Below are 26,173 nucleotides of genomic sequence, written 5' to 3' on the forward strand. Positions count from 1 at the left end.
CAGTTTACGCCAATCATCGCGCCGGACAAAGTCCTAGTATTTTTGTCGGGAAAGTGTGCCTGTCGATGAACATCCGATCACCGTCGCCCCCTGTAGGAGCGAAGCTTGCTCGCGAAAGCGGTCCAACAGTCGACATCTATGCTGAATGTCAGACCGCTTTCGCGAGCAAGCTTCGCTCCTACAGGGGTTCAGCCAGGGTTCGGGGGTGCGTGTTCAGGCCTTCAATCAAAGATTCTCATAGCGGTTCATGTCCAGCACGCCCTCTTCCACCGGGTCGGTGTCGTGGATGTAGCGGCTCAGATCATGGAAATATTGCCAGAACTGCGGATGACTGCGGCGAATGCCCCAGCGTTCGACGATTTTCTCGAAACTGGCAGCGTCCTTCGCGGTTTCCATCGCATCAACGAAAGCGGGCACTTGGCCGGCCGGAATGTTGAACATGAAGTTCGGGTAGCTGCTGAGTACACCCGGATAAATCGTCAACGTATCGAGCCCCGGCTGATAGCGCCGCGACTCACCCAGCAGGAACGCCACGTTGCTGTGGGCCCGGTTGCGCAGCAGGCTATAGACCCCGCGCTTGCCGCTTTGAGTCTCGATGCGCAGCATCGTGGCTTCTGGCAATTGATCGATGACCTTCAGCCCCGCAGACGGACGTGAAGTCAGGCGGCTCAAGGCCTGTTCGGCGTTCTGCAAGGCCAGATCGATGTTCGGCCGCGAGCAGTAGGCACCGTCGCAGCGGTTGATCGGGTCGGGGTTGGCGTTGAGTTCGCCGTACCGGGCCAGCAATTGCAGGGCGAAATCGCGTTTCGGGTCCTTTTCGTCCAGCGTCAGTGCCGTGGGTTTGTCATTGTCGATGTACTCGTAATCCAGCCACATCTTGAGCTTGCCGCCGTTCTGGTACCAATCGTCGAGGTAGCCGTCCCGCGAGTCGGCTGGCATCAAGCGCAAGAAGTTCTGCTCGGCACCGTTGCGAATCAGGTCGAAGTACAACCGGGTCTGGGCCTGATGGGATACATTGCCGAACACATCGAAGTTGACTGCCAACTGGTAATACGTGCGTTCCAGCAACGGGAAATCGAACAGCCAAATGGTTTGCGGGACGTCACCGATCAGGCCTTTGTTCACCGAGGCGCTGTCGAAATGCCGGAAAATACTCAGCAAAGCGTTGTCATTGCCGGCCCACAGGGTCGACCAGCTCGGTGCCGGCAGGTCGGCGTAGCTGTCCCGGCGCAAGGCTTCGTATTCGTTGCGTTTGTCACGGTAGTCGCGCCATAGGCTCAGGACACTGCCAACATCATCGTTCTGCCCTGGCATCGCCAGCAACGGCGTGGCCTGGCCGCGATAATTCGGGTCGGTGATATAGAGGTCATGCTCCGGGGCCTGGAACAACGCCCAGAAGTTGTCGCGAATCACGTCGGTGGCGATCTGGCCGCGGCAGACCGGGCCACGAATAAAGGTGCGCACAAAGTATTCGGCGTTATCGAGCATGAACTGGTAACGCGCCTGAGCCGGGATAGCCTCAAAGGTCGTGAACGGATTGGCCCGTCGCTCCGGCCCATAACCTGGCAGCGCGTTGACCTGCCAGTTGCCGCTGTAGAACAGGCTTTTGATCCGCGCCATCTTCGCCGCGCTGAGCGGATAGGTGATGTGGGTCTTGTGCACGATCACGCCTTGCACCGGCCACAAACGGTAGTAGACCTGAGTGCCCGGATCGTCATTCGGGCGGCGAGTGTTGATCAAGTCAATGGGCTGTCCCGTCGGTGTGCGCGAACGTACCCACTGAAAGAAATGCCCCGGCTCGCCGTCCTTGAAATAGAGGTGCGCCAAAAACCAGTGCTCGAACAGCCAGCGCCCGACCAGACTCTCCCGGGCACCCGGCGCGTTGAGCAGGTTTTCCCACTGCACCACCTGCAAGGCTTCCTTGGCGCTGGGCACCAGGCCCTGTTCATCGATTGGCGCGCCGGAGGCCAGCCAACGTTGCAACGTCTGGTATTGCTGATCGGTCAGGCCGGTGACCGCCAACGGCATGCCTTCTTTCGGGTGGGAGCTGGCGTAGCCGTCGAACTCCGCCGGCATGGCGCACATATTTTCCCTATTCAGGCCAAGGACGATGTCTTCCGGCAATTTGGCGTTGGGTTGCAACGGCGTTTTGTGGCCCAGTTCGAGCATGCGCGCCATCAGCGCCGCCTGGCTGCCTTGGGCGTCGAGCACAGAATAAAAGCCTTTTTGCTGCCAGGCGCGTTTGCCAAAGGCGTCATAAAACAGCCGGGTCGGCGCTGCGGCCTGTCTGCGTTCGCCATCATAAACGGGCGCCTTGGTTGCACCTCGGGCCGCCCCTTCACCACTGCCCAGATTGAGCTGACAGGCGGAGTCGTAGCAGGCATGGCAGGCCACGCACTTTTCAGTGAAGATCGGTTGGATGTCCCGGGCGTAGGAAATGTCCGGACCTTGCGCAGCGGCGCCCCCGCTTAAAAACAGCATCAATAGGCTGGTGACGACGCGATACGACATATCCCTGGTCCTGATCATGAGAAAACGCCGCGATTCTACCGGTCTGGCCTGCGCACCAACATGAACGATATTCATGCAAAACCCGTACATGCTCCAAAAGCGCACAGGTTTGTTATCATTCCGGCCCTTCGTCATGGCCTTACCGAGTAGTCCAAATGTCCGATCGCAGCGTTCGCCTTCAAGCTCTCAAGCACGCCCTCAAAGAGCGCATCCTGATTCTCGATGGCGGCATGGGTACGATGATCCAGAGCTACAAGCTCGAGGAGCAGGATTACCGTGGCAAACGCTTCGCCGACTGGCCGAGCGATGTCAAAGGCAACAACGACTTGTTGGTGCTGACACGTCCTGACGTGATTGGCGGCATCGAGAAGGCCTATCTGGACGCCGGCGCCGACATACTGGAAACCAACACCTTCAACGCCACCCGGATTTCCATGGCCGATTACGGCATGGAAGAACTCGCCTACGAATTGAACGTAGAAGGCGCTCGCCTGGCCCGCAAGATTGCCGATGCGAAAACTCTCGAGAACCCGGACAAGCCGCGTTTCGTCGCTGGCGTACTCGGCCCGACCAGCCGCACCTGCTCGCTGTCGCCGGACGTGAACAACCCTGGCTACCGCAACGTGACCTTCGATGAGCTGGTGGAGAACTACACCGAAGCCACCAAAGGCCTGATCGAAGGCGGCGCCGACCTGATCCTGATCGAAACCATCTTCGATACCCTCAACGCCAAAGCGGCGATCTTCGCCGTGCAAGGCGTGTTCGAAGAACTGGGCGTCGAGTTGCCGATCATGATCTCCGGCACCATCACCGATGCCTCCGGCCGCACCCTGTCGGGCCAGACCACCGAAGCGTTCTGGAACTCCGTGGCCCACGCCAAACCGATTTCGGTCGGCCTGAACTGCGCCCTCGGGGCCAGCGAGTTGCGCCCGTACCTGGAAGAACTGTCGAACAAGGCCAACACCCACGTTTCCGCGCACCCGAACGCCGGCCTGCCAAACGAATTCGGCGAGTACGACGAGCTGCCGGCCCAAACCGCCAAGGTCATCGAAGAATTCGCCCAAAGCGGCTTCCTGAACATCGTCGGCGGCTGCTGCGGCACCACGCCGGGGCACATCGAAGCCATCGCCAAAGCGGTGGCCGGCTATGCGCCGCGCGAGATTCCGGACATTCCCAAGGCTTGCCGCCTGTCGGGCCTGGAACCGTTCACCATTGATCGCAGCTCGTTGTTCGTCAACGTCGGCGAGCGCACCAACATCACCGGTTCCGCCAAATTCGCCCGTCTGATCCGTGAAGACAACTACACCGAAGCCCTGGAAGTCGCCCTGCAGCAGGTCGAAGCCGGCGCCCAGGTGATCGACATCAACATGGACGAAGGGATGCTAGATTCGAAGAAGGCCATGGTGACCTTCCTCAATCTGATTGCCGGTGAACCGGACATCTCCCGCGTGCCGATCATGATCGACTCCTCCAAGTGGGAAGTGATAGAAGCCGGCCTCAAGTGCATCCAGGGCAAGGGCATCGTCAACTCGATCAGCATGAAAGAAGGCGTCGAGCAGTTCATTCATCACGCCAAACTGTGCAAACGCTACGGCGCCGCGGTGGTGGTGATGGCCTTCGACGAAGCTGGCCAGGCCGACACCGAAGCGCGCAAGAAAGAAATCTGCAAACGCTCCTACGATATTCTGGTCAACGAAGTCGGCTTCCCGCCGGAAGACATCATCTTCGACCCGAACATCTTCGCCGTGGCCACTGGTATCGAAGAACACAACAACTACGCTGTGGACTTCATCAACGCCTGCGCCTACATCCGCGACGAACTGCCGTACGCCCTGACTTCCGGCGGCGTGTCGAACGTGTCGTTCTCGTTCCGTGGCAACAACCCGGTGCGCGAGGCAATTCACTCGGTGTTCCTGCTGTATGCGATCCGTAATGGCCTGACCATGGGTATCGTCAACGCCGGCCAACTGGAGATCTACGACCAGATCCCTGCCGAGCTGCGCGACGCCGTCGAAGACGTGATCCTCAACCGCACTTCGGAAGGCACCGACGCCCTCCTCGCCATCGCCGACAAGTACAAGGGCGACGGCAGCGTCAAGGAAGCCGAGACCGAAGAGTGGCGCAACTGGGACGTCAACAAGCGTCTGGAACATGCACTGGTCAAAGGCATTACCACCCACATCGTCGAAGACACCGAAGAGTCGCGTCAGTCCTTTGCACGCCCGATCGAAGTGATCGAAGGGCCGCTGATGTCCGGTATGAACATCGTCGGCGACCTGTTCGGTGCCGGTAAAATGTTCCTGCCGCAGGTAGTGAAGTCCGCCCGCGTGATGAAGCAGGCCGTGGCCCACTTGATCCCGTTCATCGAGCTGGAAAAAGGTGACAAGCCGGAAGCCAAGGGCAAGATCCTGATGGCCACGGTCAAGGGCGACGTACACGACATCGGCAAGAACATCGTCGGCGTGGTGCTGGGCTGCAACGGCTACGACATCGTCGACCTTGGCGTGATGGTGCCGGCGGAGAAGATCCTGCAAGTCGCCAAAGAACAGAAATGCGACATCATCGGCCTGTCCGGCTTGATCACGCCTTCACTGGACGAGATGGTTCACGTGGCCCGCGAGATGCAGCGTCAGGACTTCCATTTGCCGCTGATGATCGGTGGCGCGACCACGTCCAAGGCGCACACGGCGGTGAAGATCGAGCCCAAGTACAGCAACGACGCGGTGATCTACGTCACCGACGCCTCCCGCGCTGTGGGCGTGGCGACGCAATTGCTGTCCAAGGAGCTGAAGGCCGGTTTCGTCGAGAAGACTCGCCTGGAATACATCGACGTTCGCGAGCGCACCGCCAATCGCAGCGCCCGTACCGAACGCCTGAGCTACCCGGTGGCCATCGCCAAGAAGCCGCAGTTCGACTGGGGCAGCTACGAACCTGTCAAACCGACGTTCACCGGCGCCAAGGTGCTGGATAACATCGACCTGAAGGTGCTGGCCGAGTACATCGACTGGACACCGTTCTTCATCTCCTGGGACCTGGCCGGTAAATTCCCGCGCATCCTCAAGGATGAAGTGGTCGGTGAAGCCGCCACCGCGCTGTACGCCGATGCCCAGGAAATGCTCGCCAAGCTGATCGACGAAAAACTCATCAGCGCCCGTGCGGTGTTCGGTTTCTGGCCGGCCAATCAGGTGCGCGACGATGACATCGAAGTCTACGGCGATGACGGCAAGCCATTGGCCAAGCTGCACCACTTGCGCCAGCAGATCATCAAGACCGACGGCAAACCGAACTTCTCCCTGGCCGACTTCGTTGCGCCCAAGGACAGCGGCGTGACCGACTACGTGGGGGGCTTCATCACCACCGCCGGGATCGGCGCCGAAGAAGTGGCCAAGGCCTATCAGGATGCGGGCGACGACTACAACTCGATCATGGTCAAGGCCCTGGCCGACCGCCTGGCCGAGGCCTGTGCCGAGTGGCTGCACCAACAGGTGCGTAAAGATTACTGGGGCTACGCCAAGGACGAGACGCTGGACAACGAGGCGCTGATCAAAGAGCAATACACCGGCATCCGCCCTGCTCCAGGCTACCCGGCCTGCCCGGATCACACCGAGAAAGCCACGCTGTTCAAACTGCTGGACCCGGAAGCGGAAGAACTCAAAGCCGGCCGCAGCGGCGTGTTCCTCACCGAGCACTACGCCATGTTCCCGGCGGCAGCGGTCAGCGGCTGGTACTTCGCTCACCCGCAGGCGCAGTATTTCGCCGTGGGCAAGATCGACAAGGATCAGGTGCAGAGCTACACCTCGCGCAAAGGCCAGGAGCTGAGCGTGACCGAGCGTTGGCTGGCGCCTAACCTGGGTTACGACAACTAACCCCCCATCCCCTGTAGGAGCGAGGCTTGCCCGCGAAGAACGATAACGCGGTCTCACAGGGAACCGCATTATCGTTCTTCGCGGGCAAGCCTCGCTCCTACAGGACTGCGTGGATTGTCTATGCTTGCTTTACATGCATGCGTGACGGGGGATTTATGGACGATCCAGTCGACAACAACAAGCCACCGACCTTCTGGCAGATGCTGCACAGCGTCTTGGCGGCGGCGTTCGGGGTGCAGAGCGGGAAGAACCGGGCCCGGGATTTCACCCACGGTAAGCCGAGTCATTTCGTGATTTTGGGGATTCTGTTCACGGCAGTGTTCGCGTTGACGCTGTTTGGCATCGTCAAACTGGTGGTGTACCTGGCGGGTATCTGAACCGGCTCAGTGCATCAGGGCTTGCAAGCTGAACGGGTAGCGATACGACGTCGGTCGCCCCTTGGCGGAGAGCTTCTGGAAATCCACGCCATAATCCTGAGTCGCACTCAACGCCAGCAACCGCTTGGCTTGTGCGTGATTGATCAGCTGCAACAATGGAATCTGCCGGTCGCGCCCGCCGTACTGGCTGACGTCCACGCCCTGCTCGTAGTCATGCAGTTGCACCAAGGCCCAACCACCCAGAGTGAAGTGCCCGCCCAACAGCACACTCAACCGCCCTTCCAACAGCGCCTGTAACGCAGTCGGTGAATTGTTGACGGCGCTGAACAGCGCGTCCTTGCCGGGTTGGCCGCCCGTTTCGGCGTAGGCCTGCATGGCACCAAAGGCCATTTCATCGTTGGCCGACCAGACCAGCGACGTTTGCGGATAACGCTTGAACAATAACCGGGCCTGTTCATAGGCGCGCTCGCGGGTCCAGCCGCCATAGACCAACTGGCGCAACCGCACTTCAGGGTGTTCGGCCAATGCCCGCATCATGCCCTTCTCACGCTGTTGCGCGGCTGGCGTGATCTTCAGGCCGGAGAAGGCCACGAGATCAATGACCTGACCGGGCGCGACCGGTCGATGCAGGCGAATCAGCTCCTTGAGCATCAAGTAGCCGCCCTCCTCATTGTTGGGCACCAGGCTGCCCAACCAGTCGGGATACTTCTGCGGCTGGGCGCCGAGCAAGCGCATCTGGTCTGCGGTCAGGCCGTTGTTGACCAAAAACAGCTTCACACCGCTGCCTTGAGCCAGGCGCAGGATTTCGGGCGCAACATACAGTTCGTTGACGAACACCAGATAATCCGGTCGATTCGGCCCTTGCAGGGCTTCGCGGGCTTGCTTGAGTGTGGTTTCAGCGTTTCGCTCGGAATACTGGATGCGCAAATCCATGCCCAGGTTCTTGGCTGCGGCCTGCATGAACTGCGAGTAACTGACCCAGAACACCTCTTGGGTAGTCCCGGGATTGAGGAACAATACGGACGCGGCCTGGGCACACGGTCCCAAGACCGTACCAAGCGCCAGCACTACACCACAGAAGAACTTCAACATTAATCGTCCGAGCCCCGAAAATCCGCTGCGCATTATAGCCAGCGAATTCCCTTGGAACGGCGCTTATTCCGGCTTCTGTCCGACAATCGTCGGCGCCGGGCCCGGACGGGGTCGTTTATTGATGACTGACCCAGAACACCGCTGTGCCCACGACCAGGATGATCAGGAACAAAATCGCCCAGGCATCGACCGTGCTATCGCTTTTCCCTGCTTTGGTTGGGTTGCTCATTGCATCGCCTCTTGTCGGTTTTATCGGTGATTGCATAAAGACTCGACCACAGTTAAGACGATGATTGCCCGCACCACAAATGTGGGTTTTACCCCCATGAGTTTCATTAGTCGTTTTGGTTCTTTGCATATACTCAAACATCACTTTTGCGCATAACTGCAAACTGGTATCTTGCGTCGGCTCCGTTGGGAGTGCGCGGCCGTGCGCGCAGAATTGCCGAGGCTGTATCGGATGAAAGCTAGCGAAAACGCAGCTGTATCCAACCGGCCCAAGCCTGAGAACAGGACTTATATGTACGTATACGACGAGTACGATCAGCGGATCATCGAGGACCGCGTCAAGCAGTTCCGTGATCAGACCCGACGCTATCTGGCAGGCGAGCTGAGCGAAGAAGAATTCCGCCCCCTGCGCCTGCAAAATGGCCTTTACATCCAGCGCTTTGCCCCGATGCTGCGGGTGGCGGTGCCTTATGGCCAACTGACTTCGCGCCAGACGCGAATGATGGCCAAAATTGCCCGCGACTACGACAAGGGCTACGCCCACATCAGCACCCGGCAAAACGTGCAGTTCAACTGGCCGGCCCTGGAAGATATCCCGGACATCCTGGCTGAACTGGCGACCGTGCAGATGCATGCGATCCAGACCAGCGGCAACTGCCTGCGCAACGTCACCACCGACCAGTTCGCCGGTGTCGCGGCCGACGAATTGATCGACCCGCGTCCATGGTGCGAAATCGTCCGCCAGTGGACCACGTTCCACCCGGAATTCGCCTACCTGCCGCGTAAATTCAAAATCGCCATCAACGGTTCGACGTCCGACCGTGCGGCCATTGAAGTCCATGACATTGGCCTTGAACCAGTGCACAACGCCGCGGGCGAACTGGGGTTCCGTGTGCTGGTCGGTGGCGGCCTGGGCCGTACGCCGGTGGTGGGCGCGTTCATCAACGAGTTCCTGCCGTGGCAGGACTTGCTGAGCTATCTCGACGCCATCCTGCGGGTTTACAACCGCTACGGCCGTCGCGACAACAAATACAAGGCGCGGATCAAGATTCTGGTCAAGGCCCTGACGCCTGAAGTGTTCGCGCAGAAAGTCGACGCGGAAATGGAACACCTTCGCGGTGGCCAGACCACGCTGACCGAGGCCGAAGTGCATCGCGTGGCCAAACACTTCGTTGATCCGGAGTACAAGGCGCTGGACAACCAGACCTTGGCGTTGGCCGAACTCGATAAAGAACACCCGGGCTTCGCGCGCTGGCGCACCCGCAATACCCTGGCCCACAAAAAGCCGGGTTATGTGGCCGTGACCCTGTCCCTGAAGCCGACCGGTGTTGCACCGGGCGACATCACCGACAAGCAGCTCGACGCCGTTGCCGACCTGGCCGATCGTTACAGCTTCGGTCAGCTGCGCACTTCCCACGAGCAGAACATTATTCTGGCCGACGTTGAACAGTCCCAACTGTTCGCGATGTGGGGCGAGTTGCGCGAGCAAGGTTTCGCCACGCCGAACATTGGCTTGCTGACCGACATCATCTGCTGCCCGGGCGGTGATTTCTGCTCGCTGGCCAACGCCAAGTCGATCCCGATCGCCGAGTCGATCCAGCGCCGTTTCGACGACCTGGACTACCTGTTCGACATTGGCGAGCTGGACCTGAACATCTCCGGGTGCATGAATGCCTGTGGTCACCACCACGTCGGCCACATCGGCATTCTCGGGGTCGACAAGAAAGGCGAAGAGTTCTACCAGGTGTCCCTGGGTGGCAGCGCCAGTCGCGATGCAAGCCTGGGCAAGATCCTCGGCCCGTCCTTCGCACAGGAAGCCATGCCTGACGTGATCGAGAAGCTGATCGACGTGTACATCGAACAACGTACCGAAGACGAACGCTTCATCGACACCTATCAGCGTATCGGCATCGACCTCTTCAAGGAGCGCGTCTATGCAGCGAATAATTAAGAACAACGAAGTCGTCGACGAAACCTGGCACTTGCTGCCGAAAGATTTCAATATCGACGAGATCAGCAACTGCGACGACCTGATCGTCCCGTTGCAGCTGTGGCGCGAACACAGCCGTATGCTCAAGGCCCGCGATGGCGGCTTGGGTGTGTGGCTGGATGCCGATGAAGAAGCCGAAGAAATCGGTGAAGACGTGGATAATTTCCAGGTCATCGCCTTGAATTTCCCGGCCTTCACCGATGGACGCAACTACTCCAATGCTCGCTTGCTGCGTGACCGTTATGGTTTCAAAGGCGAACTGCGGGCGATCGGCGATGTGCTGCGCGACCAGTTGTTCTACCTGCACCGCTGCGGTTTTGACGCGTTTGCGATTCGCGCCGATAAAGACCCGTACGAAGCCCTTGAAGGCCTCAAGGACTTCTCTGTGACCTATCAGGCCGCCACCGACGAACCGCTGCCGCTGTTCCGTCGCCGTTGATGTCCTGGCCTTGAACCCTTTGCGGGGTTCAAGGCCATCCTCTTCTAGGCCTGCTCGGTGATCACCGGAAAGGGCCGCCCCATCGCTACCCAATCGCGATAAAGCCTGGCCCGATCCTCCAGCGACATGAAAATCCCCAACGGATTTTCAGCATCGACCTCTGTGACCTCGACCACCCGGTTCAGCCAGTTCCACAACTCGTCCGATGCCTGCGCCTCGCTCAACAGTTGCCAGACCCTCGCTTGCAACGCCAGATAGTCGACCTGAAAGTCCGCCGTCAGGCTGAGCCCGTCGATGAGCCTCAGGAAACGATTGCCTGACGGCTTGACCGCCAGTTGCTGCCAGATCGTTCGCCTGACCTGCTGCAGCGCTTCTTCCCCCTGTTGTAACCACGCCTCTGGATTGCCATAACCGGGACCCGGCGCGTTCAACCACAGGTTGATCCCTGTGCGCTGTCGATGGCTGATCAGGCGCCGCAATGTGTCTTCGTCCGTTAACGGGTTGCCCCAAAGCTGCACTCGCCCCCGAACAATGGCCTGGCTCAACACCGCCGACGGAACCCGGGTGATCCGGTTGTCACGCAGGTCCAGCGACGTCAGGTAGGGCTCGTCCCTAATCCCGATCGGGCACGTACTGATCCCTGTTTTCCTCAAATTCACCTCGCGCAGGTTGTCCATCCCTAACAACACAGGCGAAACACTCAGGGGGTTTTCACTCAGGTCCAGTGATTGCAAGTTAATCAAGTCACTCAGTTGCGACGCCGTGTTCTCCCTGAATTTGAGAAACGTGTCTTTCAGATTCAGCGTTGTGAGATGGCTCATTCGCGCGATTGCAGGCGGCAAAACACTCTCCAGCTCCCCCATGGCGTTAGATAGCCGCAGATCGACTTTCTCCAGATTCAATACCCGCAGATTGGGGAAAGACTCCAGGAACCCGTTCAAGCTCTCACGCTCCGTCAGCTGAAATCCGCGCATCGACAACTCGATCACCTCGTTGAACTTGATGTTCATGATCGGCAAGCGGTGGTAGTCCTCGAAATCCAGATCCAGTTTGTATCCCGCTAACGCTTCGCCGGAATAAAGGCGATTGGCCTGCGGCGGACACTTTTGCCAGATTGAGATCAGCTCGTCAGCCAGTTCTATCCGGGTGTCGCGCTCGAGTTCCATCGTGTGCTGCACCAGCGCGACGTTATGCTCCGCGATTTGCGCATGAGTCATGCCCACAGCGTCCTCGTCGCCAGCGGCCAGAAAGTCGATGTCCATGTCATCGATATCCTGCAGGGACCGGTCGATCCAACTGGTCAAATCCGTACTCAATTGCTCAGACTGTTGCTTCAGACCATCGAGGCGTGATTGAGCGCTTGCTCCGGCATGTTGCAGCCATTCATCGGCCTGCGCGTTGCCGAAGTCGGGATAGAGGTCCTTGACTTGCAGTCTCATCGTCTCGTGAGTCAACGCTGCAGCCTGGAGGGTCGTCGGAAAGCCGCCGCCCCTCAAGCCCTGCATTTCAAAAGGCAACCCTCCGTCCATTCTGCCCAGGCCCAGGCCGAACTCGGCGCGCGATAGCGTCCGGTCGCGAAGGTTGAGCTTCAGTTCGTTGGCCGGGTTCAGCGACTGCAACTGCAGCGCCGCCCGCTCATCCGCGGACAACACCCCGATGACGGCCCCGTAAAAGTCCGCGTGCGCGATGGCCTGGGCGGCCACATCGACGTATTGATAGTGGTCGCCGATTTTGATCAAGCGACGACAATCAGCCGCATCAAGCGAACCGCAACGATCCAGCACCCGACCTTGCAGCGAGCCGTCTAGCACCTCGATTCGCAGGCCTTTTGGCCATCCGGGCAAGTTTCTCAGCGAATGCAAGGCCAGCGTGTCCGAATCAGAATGGGCCACGGATCGCAGATAAAGGCCTTCGTAAGCACGGGTCAGCCTCACATGCTGCTGATACTGGCGTGCCTTGCCATCCAGTTGCCTGAATACCCTCTTGATCTCGATCGCATCCGGCGTCTCTGTGAACGCTATGCCACAGCGATCAAGCATCTGCTCCACCGCACTTTTCGGCAGGCCGGGATATTGCTGTTGAAACAATCGGACCCATTCATGCTCCGAGTGCTGGAGCGCCTGATAGCGAGCGTTGAATAACGCCACTCGCCGGGCCTGCAATGCCTCGTTCCCGTCAACCTGCGCTTTATCGATGGCCTCCACGACGTCCTGATCGATTTTGAAGCGGCTGATAGTGTCGGCCAACACAGGCGTGGGTTGACGACCGGCCTGCATCATTCGCAGCAGATCGTCATCAACGGCGCTGACCTTGCCGATTTGCGTCAGCACTTCGTCGCTGAAGGCGTCCACCGGGGCGCCGATCCCTCGCAGCAGGCTCAGACGGGTCGGCATCTGCGCGGCCGACTCCAGAGGGGCGACATGAACGGGTGGAGCGTCCACCGGCGTACTATCGAGCCGCACAGCGGGCTCCTCGGCCCCGTGCACGGCCCTGGCCAGCGCGGCGACCTCGGCGCCTTCGCCTTTTAACGAAGCGCCAGCCCCGGCCAGCGGCAGTGCGTTGAGCAAGCCGAACACGGTTCGCGTCACGCCTTCAGAACGCTCACTGGCCGTTTTCCCCTCGATGGCCTCATCCAGACCGTAACCGGCGTCAATAAGCCCGGCCAGCACCAACAATCCCTCACCTCCGGGCACAAACAACGCCAGTGGCCCGAACCGGTTGATCCATTGCACGATCGGTTCGACGAAAGCGCTCAGATTGTCACGGTTGACCTGGGCATCGTCGCGGATGGTCTTGACGCTGTCTTGGGCGGCCTGCTTCATGGAGCTCACCAACTGCGCAAAAGGGTCGGATGAGCTGGGTGAGCGATCAAAATTGATGTAGTCGTCCGGATCCCAATGGCCATCATCGTTGAAGAACCCGGCATTCTTCGTCAGCCTGTGCATCCCGGGATAAACCGCCATGCCCTCCAGTGCGGTCAGTACCCCCGCATGAAAGGTGCCGTCCTCGCGATCCTCTTCGCAAAAGTGAGCCGCCAGTGCCTGTTTCGTATCGGCCTCCCTGCCCTGAGCCACGATCCATTGACGCAACTGCCGGCTATCGTTGAATTCATGCAACGGTGAAGAATTGCCGGGGATGTACAGCAGCACCCTGGCGCCTGATCGCGCTCGAAAACACCAGATATCGGTTGCCGTATAACGGTACAGTTTCAACCGACTCGCCTCGACGCTCGAAGGCATCCTTGTAGGCGCTTGCAGTTGCTCGATTGTCAGCGTCTCCCAAGTCTGCGCGGCAGGCAACCCGGCGGCTTGCATGGCGAGTTCCAGTCCCTTTCGGGACAGGCACCGTTCTTGATATTGCAGCCGGGCCGCCATGACAAAAGCCGCCTTGACTGATGTCCTCAGGGCATAAGGACCGGGAGCAGCAATGACCGCGTCCGACGGCCAGGCCTGATCAAGATAAGTCTGGTATCGACGGGAAAGAAACAACCCCCAGACCCACTGTTTGAAATCGGCAGGCCGCAGATTGATTTGCGTGTGCGGGCCATAGGATTGCGGAACCGTGGCGCGGTAAATCCCTTCATAGGTGTCATGGTTGCCGCTGCCCACATAGGCAAACTCATCGACCTTCTCGACAATGCGCACCGACGGCCCGATGTCGGGCGGTGTGTACAGCCCAAACGCGGTTTCGCCGAAGCGCCCGTCGCCCACCGTCTGATAATTGCCAAGCAGCGCCTGGATCAGGGTGCGAGAACTTCCCACCCGCCCCTGGTGGACACCGTTCTCAGGAGGATGCCCATGGTAGTTATAGTCGAGCGTTACCAGCAGGGCTGTCTGCGGATCAATGTCGGCTCCCCACTTCTCCTTGATCAAGCGCTCACCAAACTGAGCGGGAGTTTGCGCAAGTGCGGTCTCCACCGCGGCCTTCAGTTCGTTACGCATCAGGACATTGCGCGTTGGGGCGTCGCCATGGGCGTGATCATTCATGTGCATTCCATTGCAAACTATTGGGAGCCACCAGAATACCCAGCCGCAACTCAAGCGTAAGTCGGAATGATCGGCAGGCCAGTTAGGACGTTTCGCAGAGTTCGCAGGAAAGTGAACAGTCTGAAATGCCGGACAAAAAAAACCGCGGAAATCCGCGGTTTTGATTTTTTCCGGAGACGCCTGCCAGAGGCTTACCAGAAGCGTTGCTGAGTCAAGCGGCTCCACCAGCTCAGCAATACACGATCGACCGAACCGCTGGCCGCGATACCGATGCGCTCCTGCAGGCTTTTGCGTTCGGCGTAGTGCAAGTGATAGAGCTCGGACTGTTTGGCGCGTTCGGCAAGGTATTCATCGCTGGTCTTGAGTTCATCCACCAGTTGCTTGTCGAGCGCCGCAATGCCCAGCCAGATTTCACCGGTGGCCACTTCGTCGATGGCCAATTGCGGGCGATAGCGGGAAACGAAATTCTTGAACAGCTGGTGGGTGATGTCCAGGTCTTCCTGGAATTTCTCCCGGCCCTTCTCGGTGTTTTCGCCAAACACTGTCAGGGTGCGCTTGTACTCGCCAGCCGTCAGTACTTCGAAGTCGATGTCGTGTTTTTTCAGCAGGCGATTGACGTTGGGCAACTGCGCCACAACACCGATCGAGCCGAGGATCGCGAATGGCGCACTGATAATCTTCTCGCCGATGCACGCCATCATGTAGCCGCCGCTGGCCGCGACCTTGTCGATGCACACGGTCAACGGCACGCCGGCTTCACGAATCCGCGCCAGTTGCGAAGACGCCAGGCCATAGCTGTGGACCATGCCGCCGCCGCTTTCCAGGCGCAGCACCACTTCATCCTTGGGCGTGGCGAGGGTCAGCAGCGCGGTGATTTCGTGGCGAAGGCTCTCAGTGGCTGACGCCCTGATGTCACCATCGAAATCCAGCACGAACACCCGTGGTTTGACCTCGGGTTTCTTCTTTTGCTTTTTCTCGGTTTTAGCCTGGGACTTGCGCAAGGCCTTGAGCTGATCCTTGTCGAGCAAGGTTTGCTCCAGGCGTTCGCGCAGCCCTTTGTAGAAATCATTGAGTTTGCTGACCTGCAGCTGACCGGCCGACTTGCGCCGACCTTTGCTGCGCAACGCCGCAAAACTGGCCAGGACCACCAGGATGGCAATCACCAGAGTCACGGTCTTGGCCAGAAAAATGGCGTACTCGAACAAAAGCTCCACAGGGACTCCTTCAATCAATGCGCGGCACAGACACGCGCGGGATACCTCCAGCATACCCATCCGCCGGCCCGACGGCCAGCCGTGAAACCTCTGGCAACAGGCCTGTAACGGGCATTTCAAACAAGCGTATGTTTTTTCATTGACAGCTCACCGCCATCCTCATAACCTCGCCAAACCTTCAACGTACCGGGATGACGCGGACGTGGGCAGCATCTACTTGATTCGACATGGCCAGGCCTCCTTTGGTGCAGACGACTATGACGTCCTGTCGCCGACCGGTATTCGCCAGGCAGAACTCCTCGGCCAGCACTTGGCCGAACTCGGTGTCAGCTTTGATCGCTGCCTGTCGGGTGACCTGCGCCGCCAGCAACACACCGCCAACAGCGCGCTGGAACAATTCGCCGCCGTCGGGATGCCGGTGCCGGTGCTGGAAATCGATTCCGCCTTCAACGAATTCGATGCCGACGCAGTGATCCGCGCCCTGCTGCCGGCGATGCTGGAGGACGAGCCTCAAGCGCTGGATATCCTGCGCAACGCCGCACAAAACCGTGCTGAATTCCAACGCATCTTTGCCTTGATCATCGAGCGCTGGCTCGCCGGCACCTACGACACACCGGGACTGGAAAGCTGGCTGGGCTTCGTCGAACGCGTACAGAGCGGTCTGCATCGATTGCTCGAACAAGCCGACAATACCCAGAAAATCGCTGTGTTCACCTCCGGCGGCACTATCACTGCCCTGCTCCACCTCATTACGCAAATGCCCGCAAAGCAGGCCTTTGAACTGAACTGGCAAATCGTCAACACCTCGCTCAACCTGCTCAAGTTTCGCGGGCGCGAGGTGGCCCTGGCTTCCTTCAACAGTCATGCACACCTGCAACTGCTGAAGGCCCCGGAACTCATCACGTTTCGCTGAGTCCGGATTATTGTGACCCTGGCTGTAATCACCCAGCTCTTATTACCCAAGAAAGGATCGAACCATGACCTCCGTAGCTGATGCCGTACAAGCAATGAAAGCCAAGTTCAACCCAGCCGCTGCTGCCGGTCTGGACCTGGTATTCGGTTTTCGCATCGACGACACCAAGAATTTCTCGCTGATCGTCAAAGACGGCACCTGCGAACTGCAAGAAGGCGAGAACCCGGACGCCCAGGTGACTCTGGTCATGGACGGCGAAACCCTGCAAGGCATCGTCGACGGTTCGACCGACGGCATGCAAGCGTTCATGGGCGGCAAACTGCGCGCTGAAGGCGACATGATGCTGGCCATGAAACTGTCCGAGCTGTTCCCGGGCTAAGCACGCCGCTCCCGTCTTTCGGGAGTACGTCTGGCTGCAAACGAATCCCGCCCCTCGTGGCGGGATTCGTCGTTTTTCGCCCTCGGAAACGGCTATCTGTGGATTTGCCGACTATATTCCTTCTGGCCGCATGCGTCAGACATCGGCTGTTGATCCCCGCTTCTTTGTGAAGAACTTTGTGGAGAACGCTGCCATGAGCCCACCTGACGAGCACAACGACTTCAGCCGTCGCCGTGTACTGCAAGGCCTCTCGGCAGGCGCCGTCGGTGCCTGGGTCAGCCCACTATTCGCAGGGAGTAAAGCCATGCCCGATACCCCAGCCGACCTGATTTTGTACAACGGACGCCTGCACACCGTTGACCGCAAGAAACCCCAGGCCAGTGCCGTCGCGATCAAGGACGGACGCTTCGTGGTGGTCGGCAGCGACGCCCAGGCCATGGCCCTGCAAGGCCCCGGCAGCCAAATCATCGACCTGCATGGCCGCACGGTGATTCCCGGTCTCAACGACTCTCACCTGCACTTGATCCGTGGCGGCCTGAACTACAACCTTGAGCTGCGTTGGGAAGGCGTGCCATCTCTGGCCGATGCCTTGCGCATGCTCAAGGATCAAGCCGATCGCACACCGACGCCGCAATGGGTGCGGGTGGTCGGTGGCTGGAACGAGTTCCAGTTTGCCGAAAAGCGCTTGCCGACGATTGAAGAACTGAACAAGGCCGCGCCGGACACCCCGGTATTCGTTCTGCATCTTTATGATCGCGCCCTGCTCAATCGCGCGGCGTTGAAAGTGGTCGGCTATACCCGCGACACGCCAAACCCGCCGGGCGGCGAGATCCAGCGCGATGCCAATGGCGACCCCACCGGCATGCTGATCGCCCGGCCCAATGCGATGATCCTCTACTCGACCCTGGCCAAGGGACCGAAATTACCGCTGGAGTATCAAGTCAACTCCACCCGCCAGTTCATGCGTGAACTCAATCGGCTGGGCGTCACCAGCGCCATCGATGCCGGCGGCGGTTATCAGAATTACCCGGACGATTATCAAGTCATCCAGCAACTGGCCAAAGACCAACAGCTCACGGTGCGCATTGCCTACAACCTGTTCACCCAAAAACCCAAGGAAGAGCTGACCGATTTCAAAAACTGGACCAGCAGCTCCCATTACGGTCAGGGCGATGACTTCCTGCGGCACAACGGTGCCGGGGAAATGCTGGTGTTCTCGGCAGCCGATTTCGAAGACTTCCTCGAACCTCGCCCAGACTTGCCGCAGACCATGGAGCAGGAGCTGGAGCCGGTGGTGCGACATCTGGTGGAACAGCGTTGGCCCTTCCGCCTGCATGCCACCTACAACGAATCCATCAGCCGCATGCTCGACGTGTTCGAGAAGGTCAACCGGGATATTCCGTTCGACGGTTTGCCATGGTTCTTCGATCACGCCGAAACCATCAGCCCACGGAACATCGAGCGGGTCAAAGCGCTCGGTGGCGGCATCGCCATCCAGGACCGCATGGCATTTCAGGGCGAGTACTTTGTCGACCGTTACGGCGCGAAGGCGGCCGAAGCGACACCACCGATCGCACGCATGCTGGCCGAGGGTGTGCCAGTGGGCGCCGGCACCGATGCCACGCGAGTCTCCAGCTACAACCCCTGGACTTCCCTGTACTGGCTGGTCAGCGGCCGCACCGTCGGCGGGCTGGCGCTGTACCCGCAAGGTTTGAGCCGTGATACGGCGCTGGAACTGTTCACCCACGGCAGCGCCTGGTTTTCCTCCGAACAAGGCAAGAAAGGCCAGATCAAAGTCGGGCAACTGGCGGACCTGATTGCGCTGTCGGCGGACTACTTCCACATCGAAGACGAAGCCATCAAATGGATCGAGTCGGTGCTGACCATTGTCGACGGCAAGATCGTCTACGGCAGCGTCGAGTTCGAAAAACTGGGGCCTACGCCGATTCCGGTAGTGCCTGAATGGTCGCCGGTGGTGAACGTACCGGGGCATTGGAAACCCCTGGCGCCGCTGACGGCTCAGGTTCATCAATGCGTGGGCGCTTGCGCGGTGCATGCCCACAGCCATGAGCGGGCACGGTTGTCGTCGGCGCCGGTCAGTGACTTCCAAGGGTTCTGGGGGGCGTTTGGCTGTTCGTGTTTTGCGTTTTGAACAAAATATTTCCAAACACCATCCATCTAATGTGGGAGCGGGCTTGCTCGCGAAAGCGGACTGACAGTCAACATCACTGTTGAATGTTGAACCGTCTTCGCGAGCAAGCCCGCTCCCACATTGAATCGCTGTTCAACCTTCTGTCCCGTAACACCCACTGACACAAGCTTGACCTCGATCAGTTGCTCCCCCCCTCGCAATCACTACTATCGCGCTTCCATCGAAGGCCACGGACGGCTCATTGGGAGCCTGCGGCCCGTCATTCTCAAGGAAGAGTCAATCGTGCGGTCATTGAAAATCATTCTGCTGGCGTCAGCGTTCAACGGCCTGACCCAGCGGGCCTGGCTAGACTTGCGTCACGCCGGTCATTCGCCCAGCGTGGTGCTGTTCACCGATGAAGAGGCGGTATGCGAGCAAATCGAACACTCCGGCGCCGACCTGGTGATCTGCCCGTTCCTCAAGGACCGGGTACCGCAACAGTTGTGGAGCAACCGCCAGCGTCCCGTGGTGATCATTCATCCGGGCATTGTCGGCGACCGTGGCGCCAGTGCGCTGGACTGGGCGATCACCCGCGAACTCAGCCGCTGGGGCGTGACCGCGTTGCAAGCGGTGGAGGAAATGGATGCCGGGCCGGTCTGGGCCACCTGTGAATTCAATTTGCCCCAAGGCCTGCGTAAATCCGAGTTGTACAACGGGCGCGTCAGCGATGCGGCGATCTCCTGCATCCGCGAAGTGGTGGAAAAATTCATCGACGGTTTCGTGCCGGTGCCCTTGGATTACAACCAGCGCCACGTGATTGGCCGTTTGCAGCCGAACATGAAGCAGGCCGACCGATCCTTCAGCTGGCAAGACAGCTCTCACTTCATCAAACGCCGTATCGACGCTGCCGACGGCCAGCCCGGCGTATTGGCGAGCCTGGCCGGCGGTCAGTATTACCTCTACGACGCTCACCTGGATTCACGCAGCGGCACGCCGGGGGAGATTCTCGCGGTGCATGACGATGCAGTGCTGGTGGCGACCGGCGATACCAGTCTGTGGATCGGTTCGTTGCGACATAAACCCAGGCCCGGTGAAGAAACCTTCAAGCGCCCGGCCCGGCATGTGCTCGCCGAACAGCTGGCGCAAATACCTACCCTTGATTGGTCGATCGCCTCCCAGCCCTTCAGCAATGAAAGCTATCAACCGCTCCGCTATCGCGAATCGGGGCATGTCGGCGAACTGACCTTCGAGTTTTATAACGGCGCAATGAGCACCGAACAGTGCCAACGACTGGTTGAGGCCCTGCGCTGGGTCAAGTCCCGGGACACCCAGGTGCTGCTGATCAAGGGTGGGCGCGGCAGTTTCTCCAACGGCGTGCACCTCAACGTGATCCAGGCCGCAGCGGTTCCGGGGCTGGAAGCCTGGGCCAATATTCAGGCGATCGATGACGTCTGCCAGGAACTGCTCAGCGCCCGGCAACTGGTGGTCAGCGGCTTGACCGGGAATGCCGGGGCCGGCGGCGTGATGCTGGCGCTGACTGCCGATATTGTCTTCGCCCGGTCCGGTATCGTGCTCAACCCTCATTACAAAACCATGGGCCTGTACGGCTCCGAGTACTGGACCTACAGCCTGCCCCGTGCCGTCGGCCAGGCAAAGGCGAAAAAACTCACTGAAGACTGTCTGCCGATCAGCGCCACCCAAGCCTTGCAACTGGGCATGGTCCAGGAAATCGGCCCGCGCTGCCCCGACGAGTTTGGTTTGTGGTTGTTGCAGCGGGCCAATGGTGCGTTGAGTGATCCGGCGTATCAGGCGGTGCGTGAACGCAAAAGCCAGCTCGAGACTCAGCTGATGCAGCACTGTCGCAATGCCGAGCTGGAAGAGATGCTGCTGGACATGGTGCAGAACCGCAAACAATTTGCCGAGAAGTGCCGAAATTTTGTGTTCAAGCGTAGGGTGTGTGGCACGCCGCAGCGGTTGGTGGCGCAGTGGGCCACTGTTCAGGAAATCGAGTTAACCGATTGATTTGCGGTGCCTGACAGGGCCTCTTCGCGAGCAAGCCCGCTCCCACATTGAATGGGTGTTGGGCATAGATTTTTGTAACACCGCAGATCGAATGTGGGAGCGGGCTTGCTCGCGAAGAACGATAACGCGGTATCGGAAGACAAATGCTGCTCTTACAATGCCCGCACCTCCCGCATCGGCCTGCCCATGGACATCGACCTCGCCCGCACCTTTCTGGAAATCGTCCGCCACGGCAGCCTGGCCGCGGCGGCTGAAAAGCTGCACGTCACTCAGACCGCGATCACCGCCCGCGTGCAAAAGCTCGAAAGCCAGCTCGGCAGCACGCTGTTCGTGCGCAACCGCGCCGGGGCGCGCCTGACGCCGAACGGTGAGGCCTTTGTGGTTTACGCCAATCAACTGGTGCAGACCTGGGAAGCGGCGCGTCGTGACTTGCCGCTGCCCGAGGGCTACCGCGACGTGCTGCACATTGGTGGCGAGGTCAGCCTGTGCAACCCGTTGATGCTCAGCTGGGCCGGCGAGTTGCGCGAGAAAATTCCCAGCCACGCATTGCGCATGGAAATCCGCGACGGCGAAAACCTGCTGCGGCAACTGGAGCTGGGGGTGCTGGATGCGGCGCTGGTCTATCAGCCCGAGTACTGGCCACGCCTGCAAGTCGAGCAGGTGCTGGAAGAAAAACTCATCCTGGTACGCTTGGCCGGCCAGCCCGAGCCTTACGTGTATATCGACTGGGGCCCGGACTTCCGTCGTCAGCACGATGCCGCGTTGCCGGAAAAGGCCAAGGCAGCCCTGAGCTTCAACCTCGGACCGTTGGCCTTGCAATACATCCTGGAAAACGGCGGCAGCGGCTATTTCCGCACCCGCGTGGTCCAGAGCTACCTGGAAAGCGGCGTGCTGGAGCCAGTGCCCAAAGCTCCGGAGTTCAGCTACCCGACCTACCTGGTTTACTCCCGGGACCGCGACTCGGCGACCTTGCAACGAGCCTTTGATTTGCTGCGCGAAGTGATCAAGACGGACGACGACTGGTCCCAGCGCTGGAACCCCTTGACCTGACGCCAGGCGTCTTGCACCGGAGCATGGCGCATGTGGCCTCAAGGTTGGGCCAGCCTCTGCGGCGGGATCGGCTAATCTGCTGGTTATAACAATAACCACAGGTGAACGCAGTGAGGCAGACCACCGAAGCATTCCGCGCGCGCTACCGTGCCGATATTCATCCGCTCTACAACCCTTGGTTGCACGGCGTGTTTGTGCTGCTGTTCGGGTTGCTGGCCATCGGCGCGTTCTGGAACACCGTGCATCAGGTACACCCCCTGGAATGGCTGGCGGTGCCGCTGACTCTGTTGTTCTTCAACTTCGGCGTCTATGTCGTGCATCGGCATCTGGGGCACCATAAAAAGCGCTTGGCGCGAATGTTCTACGCCCGTCACGCCGGTGACCATCACAGCTTTTTCACCCCCGGCCACATGACCTACGACAGCGCCAGGGACTGGCGGGTGATTCTGTTTCCGGCCTGGCTGATTGTGTTGCACACCCTCGTCATTACCGCGCCCGCGTGGTGGCTGCTGGCTCAGCTCAATGGCAACGTCGCGGGGCTGTTCGGCGGTTGCATGGTCCTCGGTTACCTGACTTATGAAGTGTTCCATGCCTGCGAACATCTACCGCCCGGCAACCCGCTGACACGTCTGCCGTGGATTCGCCAGATGCGCCGTCTGCATGAACTGCACCACCGCCGTGAACTGATGCAGGAGCGCAATTTCAATATCGTGTTTCCACTGATGGACTACCTGTTCGGCACCCTGCACTGGGAGCCGGAACAAGCGCCTCCACACCTGACGAGAACGCCCACCCGCCTGCAGCACGTGGTCGATATCGCTGGAAATCCGCTCGCCGTGCTCGCCTACGCCAGCACCGCGACACGTTGGCCGGAGTGGCATCCGTCCTCCCTCAAGGTCGATGGCCAGAGCGGCCCGTTGTACGCCGGGGCGCGGTTCGAGGAAGACATTCGGGCCGGCGGACGCGAGGGGCATTTGCGCTGGGAGGTCAGCGAATACCTGCCCGGTCGCCGCTGGAGCGCTCGGGCCCGGGGCGATCATGGACTGTCGCTGGTGGTGACTTACGAGTGCGAGGCTTTTGGCGACAGCACGCGGTTTGTCCGCACCCTGGAATATTGCTTTAGCGGTGTACTGATGCGCATCGCCAATCGATTGTTGCTCAAACGGCGCATTGAGCATGAATCGGCGCAATCGATGCTGGCGTTACGCGAGATGGCGCAAAGACATCTGGCCTCGACAGGAGTCACCGCGTGAAAAGAGCCTTCAGGTTTCGGCATTTATTGTTGCTGCTGATCATCGTGATTGGCGGCTTCCTGTTGTTATTACCCACCAAGGTCCAGCCGATCGCCTGGACACCGTCACCAGCGCCCTCCCTCATCGATGGCATCTACACAGACAATCAGCGCCTCAAAGGCGTGGAACGTGTCGGTGCCGCTGACATCGACGGCCCGGAAGCATTGCTTCTGGAAGAAAACATCCTCATCACCGGCCTGCATGACGGCCGGTTGATTAGCACCAGCCTCGACGGCAAGACCACCAGGGTGCTGGCCGATACCGGTGGCAGGCCATTGGGCCTGGCGCGCCATCCCAATGGTTTGCTGGTGATCGCCGACGGGGTCAAGGGTTTGCTGTCGCTCGATGCTCAAGGCCGGTTGATTGCATTGAGCACCACGGCCAACAACGTGCCCTTCGGTTTTACCGATGACGTGGCCATCGACAAGCCCGGGCATTACGCCTATTTCAGCGATGCATCCAGCCGTTGGGGTTACGGCAAAGATGGCGAGGCAATCATCGAGCACGGCGGCGACGGCCGATTGCTGCGTTATGACTTCCAGACCGGCAAAACGACGGTTCTTCTGGACAAACTGGAGTTCGCTAACGGTGTGACCCTGGGGCCTGGCGATGCGTTTGTGTTGGTCAACGAAACCGGCGCCTATCGCATCAGCCGCTATTGGCTGACCGGGCCAAAAGCCGGAACCCACGATCTGTTCATCGACAATTTGCCAGGGCTGCCGGACAACCTGGCATTCAATGGTCGCGACCGTTTCTGGGTGGCGCTGTATGCACCGCGCAATGCACTGCTCGACGCCACGGCGCCCTACCCTCTGGTACGCAAAATGATCGTGCGCGCGATGACGGTCCTGCCCAAACCGGTGGAGAAACGCGCCTTCGCCCTTGGCCTGGACCTCGACGGTAAAGTGATTGCCAATCTGCAGGACGCCAGCAGCGGCAACTACTCCCCCATCACCACCGTGCGCGAGTATGGGGACTGGTTGTATCTGGGATCGCTGAAAGCGCGGCACATGGCGCGGTTGCCGTTGAGCACGGCATTGCAGTAGTAACGATGATCAACCTGTGGGAGCGGGCTTGCTCGCGAAGGCGGACTGACATTCAACATTGATGTCGACTGGCATGGCCTCATTCGCGAGCAAGCCCGCTCCCACAGTTGATTGGGGTTGCCGCGAAGTTTGTGATCATCCCTCGTGGACTCAACGCGGATCCATCTCACCATCACGAACCGAATTGTCTGTCTCTTCGCGCACTCGCTCCGGGTCGATGTCAGTGACGTCATCCTGTTCCAGAGGCGTTATGTCCTCATTGTCCGGCAATTCATCGATGCCCGGTTCATCCTCGGGATTGACGGTGGTGCGTCCAGGGCTCAGGGGTTCGGGATGAGTCGGGATCGGGTCATAGCCGCCCTGTTGTTCGCTGGGGTACTTTTCTTTATGGGGAAAGGCTGAAGGGGGCATGGGGCACCTCGCATGGGCCGCAAAGTCGGCTCTGATCGTTCGAGGTGCCGGTATTTATCCCCGTTCCAATTTTTCAGTCACCGGTCGTCGGTGACTCGACATAGCGCCTCAGGACCGTGCCTGGAGTTGTTGGACGATCTTGTCCTTGACCTGCAAGCGCTTCTCCTTGAGCTTCTTCAGTGCATCATCGCTGGGCGCATCCGATTGTGCGGATTCGGCCTTCAACACTTCGGCGTCCGCCTGGGAGTACTTGTTGAGCAGTGAATCCAGTAACGGATCCTTGGTGCGTTTTTGCTGGATCTCTTCCTTTGTGCAGCGCAAATCCTGATAAAGGTCATGGGTCACCGGCATGGAACACCTCCGTTTGTTAATCGGTGGCAAACGTGATCGATTGCGTTCACCAGCTATCAGAATGGCCTCGCTTACCCGGTTCTGTCGACCGTCTATCAGACCAGCGGTGTCCGTTCGTCGTCCTGTCGCAAACGCGATAAAACCTTTACCCGAGCGCCCGCCTCCATTGAATAACGATCACCCGGATCGCCCATAGAAACCTGTGTGGAGAATGATCAATGGACGGCTTCAATCTGCGTCACCTAGCCCTGGCCGTTGCCTTGAGCACCAGCATGGGCACAGCTTTTGCCGCCGATTCCAACGACTTCGTCGATGACGCGGTCGCGGGCGGCATCGCGGAAGTCGAGACCAGCAAACTGGCCCTGGAAAAAAGCTCATCGGCCGACGTCAAGGCGTTCGCCAACATGATGGTTACCGATCATTCCAAAGCCAATGAAGAACTGGCGGCACTGGCGAAAAAGCATGACATCGAAGTGCCGGACACGACGACGATGGTTAAACAGGCCAAGGAAAAAATTCTCGACCTGCGCGATGAATCCTTCGACACGGCCTATGCCAACAATCAGGTGAAGGCTCACGAAGAAGCCATTGAACGGTTCAAGAAAGAAGCCAATACGGTGACGGACGACAAGACCAAAGGCGCCACCGACCTCAAGGCCTTTGCACAAAAAATGCTGCCGGCGCTGGAAAAACACCTGGATATGGCGAAAAAACTCCAGGCGGCTCATCCCGACAAATAACCCCCACAGGAACAAGGCTTGCCCGGCGCGGGTAAGCCTTGATGCCGGCCGGTTAGCCCCTGTAGGAGCGAGGCTTGCCCGCGAAGAACGATGACGCGGGGTACCTGATACACCGCGGGGTTCTTGTTCGCGGGC

At 59.5% G+C, this 26,173-nt stretch carries 18 protein-coding genes; 12 read left to right on the forward strand and 6 right to left on the reverse strand.

Translation table 11 applies throughout. The features are described from left to right. Positions 1-225 precede the first annotated feature (225 nt). A complete protein-coding gene (locus tag KW837_RS12130) occupies positions 226-2,511 on the reverse strand; it encodes a fatty acid cis/trans isomerase (protein ID WP_218395965.1) in 2,286 nt (761 codons plus the stop codon). 155 nt (positions 2,512-2,666) lie between these two features. Here KW837_RS12130 and metH point away from each other — a divergent pair, with 155 nt between their 5' ends. Together metH and KW837_RS12140 are read left to right on the forward strand one after the other, a co-directional pair. After that, positions 2,667-6,377, forward strand: coding sequence for a methionine synthase (metH, locus tag KW837_RS12135; RefSeq protein WP_218395967.1), 3,711 nt, complete (start codon positions 2,667-2,669; stop codon positions 6,375-6,377). Between the two features lie 155 nt (positions 6,378-6,532). Continuing rightward, positions 6,533-6,754 carry a DUF2970 domain-containing protein gene (locus KW837_RS12140; protein WP_123356846.1) on the forward strand — a complete coding sequence of 74 codons (222 nt, stop codon included), beginning with the start codon at positions 6,533-6,535 and terminating at the stop codon, positions 6,752-6,754. A 6-nt stretch (positions 6,755-6,760) separates the two neighbouring features. Here KW837_RS12140 and KW837_RS12145 read toward each other — a convergent pair whose 3' ends face one another. After that, positions 6,761-7,846 (reverse strand): ABC transporter substrate-binding protein, encoded by a 1,086-nt coding sequence (locus KW837_RS12145; RefSeq protein WP_218395969.1) that lies wholly within the window; start codon positions 7,844-7,846, stop codon positions 6,761-6,763. Positions 7,847-8,366: 520 nt separating this feature from the next. Here KW837_RS12145 and KW837_RS12150 point away from each other — a divergent pair. Together KW837_RS12150 and KW837_RS12155 are read left to right on the forward strand one after the other, a co-directional pair. After that, positions 8,367-10,025 carry a nitrite/sulfite reductase gene (locus KW837_RS12150; protein ID WP_192343736.1) on the forward strand — a complete coding sequence of 553 codons (1,659 nt, stop codon included), beginning with the start codon at positions 8,367-8,369 and terminating at the stop codon, positions 10,023-10,025. After that, positions 10,009-10,503, forward strand: coding sequence for a DUF934 domain-containing protein (locus KW837_RS12155; RefSeq protein WP_063340169.1), 495 nt, complete (start codon positions 10,009-10,011; stop codon positions 10,501-10,503). Before KW837_RS12150 ends, KW837_RS12155 begins: the two co-directional genes overlap by 17 nt. 44 nt (positions 10,504-10,547) lie before the next feature. On the opposite strand, the gene KW837_RS12160 is transcribed toward KW837_RS12155, so the two are convergent. Both KW837_RS12160 and sohB read right to left on the reverse strand, forming a co-directional pair. Further along, on the reverse strand, positions 10,548-14,489 hold the full coding sequence (locus KW837_RS12160; protein ID WP_218395971.1) for a dermonecrotic toxin domain-containing protein: 3,942 nt from the start codon (positions 14,487-14,489) through the stop codon (positions 10,548-10,550). 191 nt (positions 14,490-14,680) lie between these two features. Next, on the reverse strand, positions 14,681-15,703 hold the full coding sequence (gene sohB / locus KW837_RS12165; RefSeq protein ID WP_218395973.1) for a protease SohB: 1,023 nt from the start codon (positions 15,701-15,703) through the stop codon (positions 14,681-14,683). A 202-nt stretch (positions 15,704-15,905) separates the two neighbouring features. Between sohB and KW837_RS12170 the strand changes: the two genes are divergently transcribed. The 7 genes from KW837_RS12170 to KW837_RS12200 all read left to right on the forward strand — a co-directional run bounded on the left by KW837_RS12170 (position 15,906) and on the right by KW837_RS12200 (position 24,536). Then, the gene (locus KW837_RS12170) at positions 15,906-16,616 is read left to right on the forward strand and encodes a histidine phosphatase family protein (RefSeq protein ID WP_218395975.1); all 711 of its coding nucleotides are present in this window, start codon (positions 15,906-15,908) and stop codon (positions 16,614-16,616) included. Positions 16,617-16,680: 64 nt separating this feature from the next. Beyond that, on the forward strand, positions 16,681-16,995 hold the full coding sequence (locus KW837_RS12175) for an SCP2 sterol-binding domain-containing protein (RefSeq protein WP_123495039.1): 315 nt from the start codon (positions 16,681-16,683) through the stop codon (positions 16,993-16,995). 304 nt (positions 16,996-17,299) lie between these two features. Next, entirely contained in the window at positions 17,300-19,147 is a 1,848-nt protein-coding gene (locus KW837_RS12180; RefSeq protein ID WP_218396728.1) for an amidohydrolase, read from the forward strand. Positions 19,148-19,429: 282 nt separating this feature from the next. Continuing rightward, positions 19,430-21,148 carry a hydrogenase maturation protein gene (locus tag KW837_RS12185; RefSeq protein ID WP_218395977.1) on the forward strand — a complete coding sequence of 573 codons (1,719 nt, stop codon included), beginning with the start codon at positions 19,430-19,432 and terminating at the stop codon, positions 21,146-21,148. 186 nt (positions 21,149-21,334) lie between these two features. Then, positions 21,335-22,198, forward strand: a complete 864-nt coding sequence (locus KW837_RS12190; protein WP_008066951.1) for a LysR family transcriptional regulator — start codon at positions 21,335-21,337, stop codon at positions 22,196-22,198. Positions 22,199-22,308: 110 nt separating this feature from the next. After that, entirely contained in the window at positions 22,309-23,451 is a 1,143-nt protein-coding gene (locus tag KW837_RS12195) for an SRPBCC family protein (protein ID WP_218395979.1), read from the forward strand. Next, complete coding sequence (locus KW837_RS12200) at positions 23,448-24,536, forward strand: SMP-30/gluconolactonase/LRE family protein (RefSeq protein WP_218395981.1); 1,089 nt, start codon at positions 23,448-23,450, stop codon at positions 24,534-24,536. The genes KW837_RS12195 and KW837_RS12200 overlap by 4 nt, the downstream gene beginning before the upstream one ends. A gap of 150 nt (positions 24,537-24,686) precedes the next feature. Here the strand turns inward: KW837_RS12200 and KW837_RS12205 are convergent, their stop codons facing one another. Further along, on the reverse strand, positions 24,687-24,947 hold the full coding sequence (locus KW837_RS12205; RefSeq protein ID WP_123495043.1) for a hypothetical protein: 261 nt from the start codon (positions 24,945-24,947) through the stop codon (positions 24,687-24,689). Positions 24,948-25,055: 108 nt separating this feature from the next. After that, positions 25,056-25,298, reverse strand: a complete 243-nt coding sequence (locus tag KW837_RS12210; RefSeq protein ID WP_008066957.1) for a YdcH family protein — start codon at positions 25,296-25,298, stop codon at positions 25,056-25,058. A gap of 218 nt (positions 25,299-25,516) precedes the next feature. On the opposite strand from KW837_RS12210, the gene KW837_RS12215 reads away from it, so the two are divergent. After that, positions 25,517-26,038 (forward strand): DUF4142 domain-containing protein, encoded by a 522-nt coding sequence (locus KW837_RS12215; RefSeq protein WP_008066959.1) that lies wholly within the window; start codon positions 25,517-25,519, stop codon positions 26,036-26,038. The last annotated feature ends 135 nt before the right edge of the window (positions 26,039-26,173 follow it).

This window comes from Pseudomonas sp. PDM24 (assembly GCF_019218905.1).
In the GTDB taxonomy this organism is placed as follows: Bacteria; Pseudomonadota; Gammaproteobacteria; order Pseudomonadales; family Pseudomonadaceae; genus Aquipseudomonas.